Consider the following 11,758-nt stretch of genomic DNA (forward strand, 5'->3'; position numbering starts at 1 on the left):
TTTCTAGGTTTGCGATTAGGCTGTTCATAAGCCACACACATTAGAAAACCATCCACGAGGTTTGATCCTGTTGAGAATGCTGATAAAGCTTTTTCTAGGTTTGCGATTAGGCTGTTCATAAGCCACATACATTAGAAAGCCATCCACGAAGTTTGATCCTGTTGAGAATGCTGATAAAGCTTTTTTCTAGGTTTGATATTAGGCTGTTCATAAGCCACATACATTAGAAAGCCATCCACGAAGTTTGATCCTGTTGAGAATGCTGATAAAGCTTTTTTCTAGGTTTGATATTAGGCTGTTCATAAGCCACACAAAGAAGCCCGAAACTATCAGCTCCATGGCTTGCCCAATCATGTTCAGCTCCTAATCCGATATTCCGCTGTTCATCTCTTTTTTCGTGATACCATGCAAGCGCTTTTCTTCCAGCTTTTGTTGTTTCTCTGTTAAACCATATAGCAGGAAACAATCTTCTTACGGCTTCGATCCGCATTTTCACAGCACCTGGTCCTTGATTAGGTATCACTTTTGTTTGAAATCCAGCTTGTTGCAGAGCACTTTCAAAACTCACATTATAGACACGATCTTTTGTTGCGCCATCGTGTGGCAACACCATGAGACCTTTGTCATATTTTTTCTGAAATATCCATCCCACATGCTCAGATAAAGGCTGACCTTGAGCTTCATAATAATCGAGCACTCTTATTTCACGTCCAACGAATTGCGCTACCCACAAAGCAGTAGCATCAGCTTTTGCTCCTGTTCCTCCGATATCCCAAAAGACCTTAATCTGCATCAATGGATCGCGAGGTACATTTGTAATACGTCCTTCCTGCTCAGCTTCGATAAGAGCTTTTTGATAATAAGCGCCTTGAACGGATTGTAGATATTGACCTTCCCAAATATGATTATACTGCTCTGGTCTTTGTTCCAAATCATCCTTCCGATCTCGATTAAGTTTTTTTGAAAATTGAGGATTATCACGCCAATTGATTTCCGCTCCTTTTATATTTGGATTCTTTGCATTTCGAAAACGTTTTTCGACAGGAGCATTTTCTCGCATTGGGTTCCATGTTACCCACAATTCAGCATTCCATCCGCTTCCTTCTTCTCGCAAAGTTGGGATAAGGATTTGCCAAGCAGCTTCAGTCACAGGTTCAGCTTCATCGACCCAACATAAAAAGATTCGCCCCATCGATTTAATACTGGCAATATTTCGATCCAATCCAGCGAAGACATAAACGATACGCCCATCTTTTGATTTAATATATTTATCTCCAACTTCATAATAATCCTGGAGGAATTGATAAGATTCAATAGCCCGTTTAATTTCTTCCAATGAGCTTTCATTGAGTGAATTTTGAAATTGCCTTGCACACAGAATAATTCCCCTTTCTCCAGCCTTTCCGTGTTGATATCCAACGATAGTAGACATCAAAGCAAATGATCGTGTTTTTCCAGATCCTCTTCCCCCCCAAGCGGCCCGAACATCAGCTTTCCCAGAGAAGACAGGTATCAACTTTGGAATAAGTTCGACTTGAGCAGTTGTCATTTTCAAATTTTTTGACTTAGAAATAGGACATTCCTCTATTTTTTTTGAGTAAACATAAACATTTACCCTAAAGAAGAGTTTTGAACGAATCTCTCATAGACACTCTTCTTTTCTTTAGAGTGTTTTCATTCTTTTTGTATTTTTTCCAGTTTTTCTGAAATATGTTATTTTTTTAGCAAAACCACCATGTAAATGTCTCAACAATATAGCCAATCGACATTCTTAATTTTAGCACTCTTTAGATAGATCATTTTTTGGTATCACAGGAACAATTTCGATACGAGAAATTGTTTTAGCATTACTTCTACTTTCTTCATTAACTTGCAAAGGCAAAACCTTTGCGAGGAGAGAAAAGAAGGGCACTGGATTATTGAGCGCATGATATTTGAGATAAGAAACCAATCCATCCTCCCCATATTGAGATCCAGCTTGCTCAGCTGCGGTAAGCAAAGCTTCATTAAAGCGTTTTGTAGCTTTATTTACCGCGCCTTTTGGCCTTCCTCTCTTACGTAAAAGAAGGCGACGTTCATCTTTAGCCATAATTTTCCCTTAAACTTTGATTTTATCCGCATAAAGCTTTCATAATGATCAGTAAAATATTTTAAATAACCGCTAGATACTTTTTATTTTGATCATCGTTTTTTACTCTGCATCTCATATAAAATTTTGCATATTTGTTTAAATTTTACTTTGGATATAAAAAGCCTTCATGAATGCTTGAATGCTTGAATGCTTGAATGCTTGAATGCTTGAATGCTTGAATGCTTGAATGCTTGAATGCTTGAATGCTCTGCAAAAACACATTCTAGATGTCTAGTGTATCTTTCTAAATGTCTATTCAGTCTTTATTGTATTATTGTCTGATTGTTCTCTTACATCACAATCTTTATCTTGCTAATGACACACATCGCGCTGCTCATATTCTCTTCTTCCAAGAGCTTATCTCGCTTCTTTGTCCGATTTTGCTGAAAGCATAAAAGAATAATTCGCTATAAAATAACGACACGATATCTTTTAAAAAAAAATTCTCTCATAAAATATAAAGGCTTTTTTCATGTCTTTTCCACTCCCAGATATTTCATGAGGATCATTCAAAAATGAGCGATAAAGATGGAGCTTAAACAAATTGGCTTCTATAAGAATGCTCCCGCATCGCCGCAAGCGGAATAATTATAAAATAAACATCATCATGATCTCTTTCCTCATCGCAATTTTTTCTCAGTAAGACTTTTCTCTCAGCGAACCTTTTTCCTTTAAAAACTGATTATAATTTTTATTGATCCCGTATTATATTCTTTCAATTACGGATTAGCTCCCTATAAGGCTCAGAAATTTTAACGCCTTTTCGTTTTCTCCAATCTTTTTAAAAACAAAGCAACTGAAAAAATCTCTAATCGCAAATTTGTAAAAACATAGAAGAATTTCAGGCTCTAAAGAAACAGAAAATCTTCAAACTCTACGGATGAAGAGTTTCAAACTCTAAAAGAACAGAAAAACTTCAACTCGACAGGCGAAGAGTTTCAAACTCTAAAAGAACAGAAAAGCTTCAACTCGACAGGCGAAGAGTTTCAAACTCTAAAAGAACAGAAAAGCTTCAACTCGACAGGCGAAGAGTTTCAAACTCTAAAAGAACAGAAAAACTTCAACTCGACAGGCGAAGAGTTTCAAACTCTAAAAGAACAGAAAAGCTTCAACTCGACAGGCGAAGAGTTTCAAACTCTAAAGGAACAAAAGAGCTTCAAGCTCTAAAAGAGTGGAAGAGTCTCAGACTGCACAAAACTTCAAAGTCTGCGTTTCCTTCACTTCTGCAAAAAGGTTATTTTTATTTTACCTTTTTGCCATTTTCACTTATAACAATGCTAGGTTATATGTTCATCAATGATAACAAAACATACAATTATCATTGTACTATTATGATACATAATTAGATTTACTTTGTCAAGTTTTATATTCTGATTATCATTTTTTAGATTTCTTTTTCTATTTTCTGCGGTAAAAACTCCAACTTATTTCCCATTTTTTGAACTATTACATCTGTTTCATCGTTGATTTTTCCAAATAAGATGTTTTCTGCGAGGGGATCTTGAATTTCTTTTTGTATAATACGCTTAAGAGGTCGTGCTCCATAGAGAGGATCATACCCTTCATCTGCGAGGAACTGTCGTACTTCTGGTTTAATTGTCAATGTTATTTTTCGTTCACTGAGTAAATTTTGCAATTTTTGCATCTGAATATCGACAATTTTTTCCATATCCTTTCGCTGCAATCTCTGAAAGAGAATAATCTCATCGATACGATTAAGGAACTCTGGTCTGAAAGAAGCTTTCACAACATTCATGACATCTTTTTTTGCCTGCTCAGTTATTGGTCCATCTGGTAGAACAGTTAAAAACTCTGCACCTAAATTGGAAGTCATAATGAGCAAAGTATTTCGAAAATCAACAGTTCGTCCTTGTCCATCAGTCAAACGTCCTTCATCGAGCACTTGCAATAAGAGATTAAAAATATCGGGATGAGCTTTTTCGATTTCATCAAATAGGATGACTTGGTATGGTCTTCTCCGAACAGCTTCTGTTAAGACCCCCCCTTCTTCATAACCGACATATCCTGGTGGAGCACCAATGAGCCGTGCCCCCGCGTGTTTTTCCATATATTCAGACATATCGACCCGCAACATTGCGTTAGCATCTTGGAACAGGAAAGCTGCGATCGCTTTTGTCAATTCAGTTTTTCCTACACCTGTCGGTCCTAAAAACATAAATGAACCGATTGGTCGATTTGGATCTTGCAATCCAGCCCTTGCCCGTCGCACAGCTCTGGCCACAGCTTGGACAGCGTCTTTCTGTCCGACCACCCGCTTCCCAATTTCATCTTCCATACGCAAGAGAGCTTCACGCTCTGCCTCCAACATTCGATCGACGGGAATTCCGGTCCACCGAGAAATGACTCGAGCCACATGCTCAGCAGTAACGACTTCTTCAATTAGGTTATTTTTCTTGTCGTCATTTTCAGCGATTTTCAATTGTTTTTCAAGCTCAGGAATAACACTATAAGCGAATTCTCCAGCTTTTTGAAATTGTCCATTTCGTTGAGCAATAGCTAATTCATTTCGTGCATTTTCAAGCTTTTTTTTGAGATCAGCAGCATGTCCTAATTTTTGTTTTTCGGCCTGCCAAGCGTTTGTCATTTCCAACGACTGTTGCTCTAATGTTTTGAGTTCATCTTGCACGGCTTTCAAGCGGTCTTTTGCGGCAGGGTCGACTTCCATTTTCAAGGCTTCCCGTTCGATTTTCAACTGTAAGATTTTTCGATCGATAGCATCCAATTCTTCTGGCTTTGAATCGACTTGCATTCTAAGCCTTGCCGCAGCTTCATCGATCAAATCAATCGCCTTATCTGGCAAGAAGCGATCAGTAATATAACGATTAGATAATCGAGCAGCAGCAACCAATGCACTGTCAGCCACCCTTACTTTGTGATGTTGTTCGTATTTTTCTTTAATTCCGCGTAGAATAGATACAGTATCGTCCAGGCTTGGCTCAGGAACAAAGACGGATTGGAATCTCCGTGCTAAAGCAGCATCTTTTTCAATATATTTTCTGTATTCATCGAGCGTAGTTGCCCCGACACAATGCAGCTCTCCACGAGCAAGAGCTGGTTTTAATAGATTTGAAGCATCCATAGGTCCATCGGATTTCCCTGCCCCGACGAGATTGTGCAACTCATCAATAAACAAAATGATCTGTCCATTTTCATCTTGCACCTCAGCCAGGACTCCCTTTAGTCGCTCTTCGAATTCACCTCGATATTTTGCTCCTGCGATCAACGCTCCCATATCCAGGGCATACAGCTGTTTATCTCGCAATGTTTCGGGGACATCCCCATTAATAATGCGCAAAGCTAAACCTTCAACGATTGCGGTTTTTCCTACCCCTGGTTCTCCGATAAGGACAGGATTATTTTTTGTGCGCCGTGAAAGGATTTGAATAGTCCGCCGAATTTCCTCTTCTCTTCCAATGACAGGGTCGAGTTTTCCTTCCCGAGCATCTTTAGTCATATCTCTTGCGTATTTTTTTAAAGCTTCATATTGGCTTTCAGCGCGTGGACTTGTAGCGGTTTTTCCTTTACGTATCGCATTAATGGCCTGATTAATTGCTTGTGGTGTTACACCTGCTTTTTTAAAAATATCAGCTGTTTTCGCAGTTTTTTCAATGACGAGTGCTTGTAAAGCTCTCTCTACCGTTATAAATTGATCTCCAGCCTTTTGGGCGAGCTCTTCAGCCATAGAGAAAACTTTTACCAAAGGCTGTGATAAATAGAGTTGACCATTTCCGCCCTGTACTTTTGGCAAATCATTCAATGCTTTTTTGAGCTCTTTTTGAATAATATCTATATCTCCACCGGTTTTTTGGATCAAAGAAGGTGCCAATCCTTGAGGATCATCTAATAAGACTTTCAGAAGATGCTCAGGCATAAACTGCTGATTATCAGCAGCAAGAGCACTATTTTGCGCTGTCTGTAAAAAACCTTGAAGCCGTTCGCTGTATTTTTCTAGGTTCATTTTTTTTCCTTTTTTTGATCAATCACTACAGTTTAATTCGCCCAAACGGCTCGCAAGAACTGACCAAACGACGAGAATCAGTGCGAAAACGCAGCATAGAAAGTAACTAAACTCTTAAGGTAAATATGGTACTCCAGCACGAAATGTACAAGGGGATTGTTTTTCAAAAAAGGATAAATTATGTCAAAAATATTACTAATATAAGGCGATATATATCATACAAGCCAAAGTGTTATTCGCAATAAGGTGTTATCCACTTTTTAATTTTTCCTCTATTTTATTTTCACTTATTTTTTATTTATGTTTTCTTCTATTATCTCTATTTATTTTAATGATCTTTCAAAGATTTTATTTTTTGATCTATTATTGGTATTGGTTTTATTTTTTCTAACAGAATTCTCTTTGATTTTAATGTTTCAAGCTATTTTATAACTTTTTTTATTCTTCTTCATCGTCTTTTTGCTTTGACGCTGGCAAGATATAAGCGCCAGAGAGCCACCTATTGAGATCAATTGCTTTACATCGTGTTGAACAAAAAGGGTAAGTGCTTTTCTGAGATATTTTCCCACAAATTGGACATGGATGGGCAGGACGCATTTTTTCTGATTTTACGATTATATTGTTTAACTCTTTTTGATTTTTAGATATTTTTTTTTGTCTGTATGATTTGACGATTTTTTCTGATTTTTCTTGTTTTTTTTCTATCATTTTTGATCATTTATCTATTTTTATTTTGTTTATGCTTCTCCATGTATTTGTATTTGATCTGTCATTGACTTTCTGTAATCCAAGTAGAGAAAATAGGGTAATTATAAGCGGTAAGCATATCCACGGTTTCAGCCAAAGGCAAGCCAACCACATTAGAATAAGAACCAGCGATATGGCTAACAAAAGCCCCTGCTTTTCCTTGAATAGCGTATCCCCCGGCCTTTCCTTTCCATTCACCAGAATCGAGATAAGCTTCCCTCATTTTAGATGTCAATCGTCTAAAACGAACGCGGCTTTCGACCAATTTTATTGTTTTCTTTCCTTTTTCATTGATGGCACAAATAGCGCCATAGACTTTATGTGCTCGTCCTGACAGGTATCTCAAACATTCATAAGCCTCGTTTTTTTCTTCTGGTTTAGGAAGAATAACGCGCTCCACAGCCACCACAGTATCAGCAGCTAAAATCACAATTTTTTTCTTAGAAAAATCGTTTTGAGTTTTTTGATTGTAGACCAGCAAATTTTCTTTTGCCTTCATTGCTTTTTCTTTAGCTAAACGTCTTGCTAAATTTGCAGGATGTTCTCTTAATTTTGGAGTTTCATCAATATTTGTAGCACAGACCTGATGCGGATCAAGACCGATTTGAGCTAAAAGAGCCAAACGACGTGGGGAAGCAGAAGCAAGGATCAATTGAACATCTTCTGAATTCTGTTTTTTTATATCTGTTCCTGTTATAACACCCATATCCTCTTGCCCCTTGAGTTCACTTTATCTTCCACAAGATTACAGGGGCCACCGATATTTTTCGATGCACTTTCTCTTTTCTGCACCTTTACATCCATTACTTACTCAATCATTTTTACTTTTTTTGAACACTTTACCTTAAAAGAAGCCCGTGTTCTTTGAAAAGACGGCATTTTTATGAAATGGTCCCTTACCAGTCATTTACTTATAGCATGATATTATGCACTATTTATAGCAACCATATTGTGCAATATTTATAGGCAAGATGGTATCCATTACTTATACCTGTATGTGATACGCCCTTTTGTTAAATCATAAGGAGTCATTTCGACCATAATTTTATCACCGGCCAACACACGAATACGGTTTTTACGCATTCTCCCAGCGGTATGAGCAATAATTTCATGATCATTTTCTAGCTTCACACGAAACATCGCATTAGGGAGGAGTTCGGTCACAACACCTGAAAATTCCAAAACTTCTTCTTTGGACATGAATAATGACTTCCTTTATATTTACATTAATCTCACTATAATCCTTAGCATTATCATTTATGCATTTTGCCCCTACGGATTATTTTTAGGGTTCATACCCTATTTTTCTAGTTTTGTGAACAAAAATCCAATAAACAAAGAGGGATTTTCTTAGATATATTCTCTGATCCTCTCACAACAATCGCTCTTATATTTCATTTGAGAACTATTTTTTATTCTTTCCAGCATAATCTATCCGGATCAATTTATCATTTTAAAACATATAGATATCTGAATACGGCATTTTTTCCAAAGACGCGATCTCTGCTGAACGCAGTATCTTCTCATTTTAAACGACAGCATTGCAAATTTGATATTCATTTGTATAGATGCTTTATATATTCGATCCATCAATTTTTCTTATTGCGTACACCCTTTTTACTAATATGCGTACTGACATTTTACTGATTTACGTTTTTTCTTAATTACTTTTTATCTTCTTTGCGCTTTAACGATTTATCGTTTACAAAGGCACTCATTAATTCACAAAGCATTGCAAATTTGATATTCATTTGTATAGATGCTTTATACATTCGATCCATCAATTTTTCTTATTGCGTACACCCTTTTACTAATATTCGTACTCACATTTTACTGATTTACGTTTTTTCTTAATTACTTTTTATCTTCTTTGCGCTTTAACGATTTATCGTTTACAAAGGCACTCATTAATTCACAAAGCATTGCAAATTTGATATGAGATCAATAGCTGTCTTTCACAGCTGTTTTTCTTCCACTTTTTTGAGAAACCAATATGTTAACGATTAACTTTCAAATTTGTCATGGTTTTCCAGTTACTTAATAAAGTCGCGAAAACCATTTTAAAGAATATAGCTTTATCTTCGAAACTGTCCTGTATGTCCTATACATTATTTTATACAAACAGATGGTTTTACCTCAAGAAAGCAATATATAAGAGGAAAAGGCTTCCCTCATGTTTTTCATATCCGCTCCTATTCGCCTAGCCTCATTATAAGGAATAATTATTAAATAAAGTAACAACATTCTGAGTATACTATTGATCAATCACAGCAATATAAGATCTGCCACTTATTCATATTTACAAGCAACTTTTACAGAAACACAGAAATGATTATAAAAGTAGAAACGATAATAAGTTTTTGATTGCTTAAACTATTTTTATAAGCAATAAAATTTTACTCCCCGTTCCCCGTAAAAAAGCAAGCCTTCTGTATTTTTATATAGAGCCTTATACTATGAAAATTATGCAATAAATCGTGTTATCAATTTTTGTTTTCGTAGAGCTTCACTGGTCTTATTTTCGTAGAGCTTCACTGGAAGAATATATAGAATGACCTCACTCTCTTCTTAGATAGTTTAGATAATATATTTTTTTATTTTTAAAAAGGTCTCCCCTTCATCCACACGCAAAACATGTAAACACTCTATCATTTTTTTTGCTCAGAAGGTGCACTAAGGATACTCTTTTATAGTTTTATCTACCCATAGGGTAGCATGATTTTTATTGTTCACTTTTTTCTTTTTTTTGAACATTTTTCATTATTTCCATCCTCACATCTTTTTTTTGTGTGTTTCGCAACATTTTCACATTACATTTTTTTCTACATTTTTATTATTTTTCAAGACTATAATGAAACACCTCTGAAAAGAGGCATCTATTTATCTTTTTTACATCTAAAAGCGCTGTACAATAATTTTTTTTTGGATAATGGATCACCTAATTTTTTTGTAGAGGATATAGCCTCTCACTCACGCCAATATTCTTGTTTGATACCTCCCACTATTTTTGATTTTAGATCAAAAATTTTTATCATTTTCCTTACAATCATTGACAATATGATACGCACAAGAATAAGAAGCAGGATGTCTGAAAATCTTTCAATAAAAAAGAGGCGTCTGTCTAAACAGTTCAGCCTCTTTTCATAAACTTTTTTACAATTTTGGTTTTATTAAGGTTCATTTTATAGAACCTTAATAAAAGACTAACTAAACCACTCCGATAACAATTCGTACCTCACTGGATCATCAGCACATTGCCCGCTTCCGCATTCAAGAACAGTAGAAATCAGATTTGCTGTAATCAAAAATATAAATAAGAAGCTCGCCAATCTGCTAAACGATGGCAAAGGAGCAAATCTCTTAACCTGCAACATTTCAGTCAAAATCATAACAATAATAACGCCCAGAATACACAAAACTGAAATAATGAAAGCCCAAGTATAAAAATGAAGCCCCAAAAAGGCTGATCCATATCCAAGATCATCTGGTGTGATATGCAAAAATACTTGCCGAGCAGCAATGACACCAGTCACCATACAACCAAGAATAACCATTGCATAATGGGTATTTTTGACATTGTGATATATATTAAAAAGAAACCCGCATCCTGCAAGAATTAAACCAGCACGTTGAAGCAAGCAAAGAGGGCATGGCAACTCAAACTTTACCAATTGATAATAGAAAGCAACCAGCAAAACAATGGATAAGCCAATTAACCCTAAACAATTCATAAATATGACGAAATGAGAATTTTTTTTTTCAGAATTTTCCATGATTATTCTCTAAAAAGACAAATTTAAAACAGAAGTTGCGTGATGATTAAAGGTAAGAATAATAACAGCCAGAAGAGCTGTCCAAAGAGCATAACTCATAACTTTTTTCTTATAGATAGCGGTTATTGCTGTACCCAAAGCGATTAAGAATGGAATAAACATGGTAAAATCCTCTATATTCATATAAATAATTGTTTGTGTAGCACAATAACGTTGCGCCATAATTATGCAAGACATATTAGAAATTTGTCAAAAAATAGACATAAAATTTCCTTTCCACAATTCATCTTTTCTCCTCTTATTTTAGAGCAATGAGGTATGTTCTTTCTCTTTAATGTTCCATAAATAAAAGATATTCTCTCTCCCATATTTTTCTTGAGAAGAGAGGAATTTTTTATTAAATCTCAATTCATTAAAATAATAAAGTTCTTATTATGGCTTTTAAAAGATGCCTTATTTTTATGAAACGAATTCCACTATTTCTGCCATTTGATTGATTGTTTTTTAAAGAGCAACCTGCTTTATCATTTCAAAAAATTTATACCAACATTTTTAAAAGAACACTTTCATTTAGACATTACATTCTAATGGGACAGTTTTCATGATTCTTCATGTTGATTGTTATTTTTCTTTTCATCATGCTTTTCACTTATTTCAGGAGCATCCTCTTTTTCATCTTTCTTTTCCACGCTTCGCGTTTTTTTCTGCTGTCCATTAGAGTTTGTCCCTTTTTCTTGAGAATGAGCAGATTTTGTAGTTTCTTTCTTATTTTTTGTCTCTTCTTTATCCTCTTTTTGTTCAGCTACTTCTTCTACTTTATCAGGCTCGCGCTTAGATGATCTTGTTTTTGGAACCGATGAAGTACGAACAGAAGAAGTTTCATCTTTTTGCGATCGTGAAGGAGGCTTTCCTGAAATAACTTCATTAATTTCAGCTCCAGTTAACGTTTTATATTCCAATAAACCTTGAGCAAGAGCGAACCATTCTTTCTTTTTTTCTTTCAGAATTTTTGTAGCATTTGCATATGCGCCATCAATAAGCTTACGCACTTCATGATCGATCACATGTTCTGTTTTCTCAGAAGCATTTTGAGTAAGTGCACCAAAATACCATGTAGAGGATATTCTG

At 35.6% G+C, this 11,758-nt stretch carries 8 protein-coding genes and 1 pseudogene; all 9 read right to left on the reverse strand.

Features of this window, described 5'->3' with window-relative positions; genetic code table 11:
• Positions 1 to 223: 223 nt before the first annotated feature.
• Complete coding sequence (locus tag V5N68_RS03050) at positions 224 to 1,549, reverse strand: PBSX family phage terminase large subunit (RefSeq protein WP_332065718.1); 1,326 nt, start codon at positions 1,547 to 1,549, stop codon at positions 224 to 226.
• 228 nt (positions 1,550 to 1,777) lie between these two features.
• A complete protein-coding gene (locus V5N68_RS03055; RefSeq protein ID WP_332065719.1) occupies positions 1,778 to 2,089 on the reverse strand; it encodes a hypothetical protein in 312 nt (103 codons plus the stop codon).
• Positions 2,090 to 3,515: 1,426 nt separating this feature from the next.
• A complete protein-coding gene (gene clpB, locus V5N68_RS03060; protein ID WP_332065720.1) occupies positions 3,516 to 6,110 on the reverse strand; it encodes an ATP-dependent chaperone ClpB in 2,595 nt (864 codons plus the stop codon).
• Between the two features lie 438 nt (positions 6,111 to 6,548).
• The gene (yacG, locus tag V5N68_RS03065; protein WP_332065721.1) at positions 6,549 to 6,818 is read right to left on the reverse strand and encodes a DNA gyrase inhibitor YacG; all 270 of its coding nucleotides are present in this window, start codon (positions 6,816 to 6,818) and stop codon (positions 6,549 to 6,551) included.
• 61 nt (positions 6,819 to 6,879) lie between these two features.
• Positions 6,880 to 7,563 carry a Maf family nucleotide pyrophosphatase gene (locus tag V5N68_RS03070; protein ID WP_332065722.1) on the reverse strand — a complete coding sequence of 228 codons (684 nt, stop codon included), beginning with the start codon at positions 7,561 to 7,563 and terminating at the stop codon, positions 6,880 to 6,882.
• Positions 7,564 to 7,838: 275 nt separating this feature from the next.
• Positions 7,839 to 8,057 carry a translation initiation factor IF-1 gene (gene infA / locus V5N68_RS03075; protein WP_010702900.1) on the reverse strand — a complete coding sequence of 73 codons (219 nt, stop codon included), beginning with the start codon at positions 8,055 to 8,057 and terminating at the stop codon, positions 7,839 to 7,841.
• Between the two features lie 2,003 nt (positions 8,058 to 10,060).
• Positions 10,061 to 10,630: a disulfide bond formation protein B gene (locus V5N68_RS03080; RefSeq protein ID WP_332065723.1), complete on the reverse strand. Its 570-nt coding sequence runs from the start codon at positions 10,628 to 10,630 to the stop codon at positions 10,061 to 10,063.
• Between the two features lie 9 nt (positions 10,631 to 10,639).
• Positions 10,640 to 10,792, reverse strand: coding sequence for a DUF5993 family protein (locus V5N68_RS03085; RefSeq protein WP_332065724.1), 153 nt, complete (start codon positions 10,790 to 10,792; stop codon positions 10,640 to 10,642).
• 437 nt (positions 10,793 to 11,229) lie between these two features.
• Positions 11,230 to 11,730: pseudogene (locus V5N68_RS06130) on the reverse strand (ATP-dependent zinc metalloprotease FtsH); the annotation flags it as partial.
• Positions 11,731 to 11,758 lie beyond the last annotated feature (28 nt).

The sequence above is a fragment of the Bartonella eidoli genome (assembly GCF_036576145.1).
Lineage (GTDB): Bacteria > Pseudomonadota > Alphaproteobacteria > Rhizobiales > Rhizobiaceae > Bartonella.

Excerpts from the sequence above, each read along its gene's own strand:
- V5N68_RS03050 (WP_332065718.1), bottom strand. The coding sequence starts at position 1,549 with ATGACAACTGCTCAAGTCGAACTTATTCCAAAGTTGATACCTGTCTTC.
- V5N68_RS03070 (WP_332065722.1), bottom strand. The coding sequence starts at position 7,563 with ATGGGTGTTATAACAGGAACAGATATAAAAAAACAGAATTCAGAAGAT.
- V5N68_RS03085 (WP_332065724.1), bottom strand. The coding sequence starts at position 10,792 with ATGTTTATTCCATTCTTAATCGCTTTGGGTACAGCAATAACCGCTATC.
- clpB (WP_332065720.1), bottom strand. The coding sequence starts at position 6,110 with ATGAACCTAGAAAAATACAGCGAACGGCTTCAAGGTTTTTTACAGACA.
- V5N68_RS03080 (WP_332065723.1), bottom strand. The coding sequence starts at position 10,630 with ATGGAAAATTCTGAAAAAAAAAATTCTCATTTCGTCATATTTATGAAT.
- infA (WP_010702900.1), bottom strand. The coding sequence starts at position 8,057 with ATGTCCAAAGAAGAAGTTTTGGAATTTTCAGGTGTTGTGACCGAACTC.
- yacG (WP_332065721.1), bottom strand. The coding sequence starts at position 6,818 with ATGATAGAAAAAAAACAAGAAAAATCAGAAAAAATCGTCAAATCATAC.
- V5N68_RS03055 (WP_332065719.1), bottom strand. The coding sequence starts at position 2,089 with ATGGCTAAAGATGAACGTCGCCTTCTTTTACGTAAGAGAGGAAGGCCA.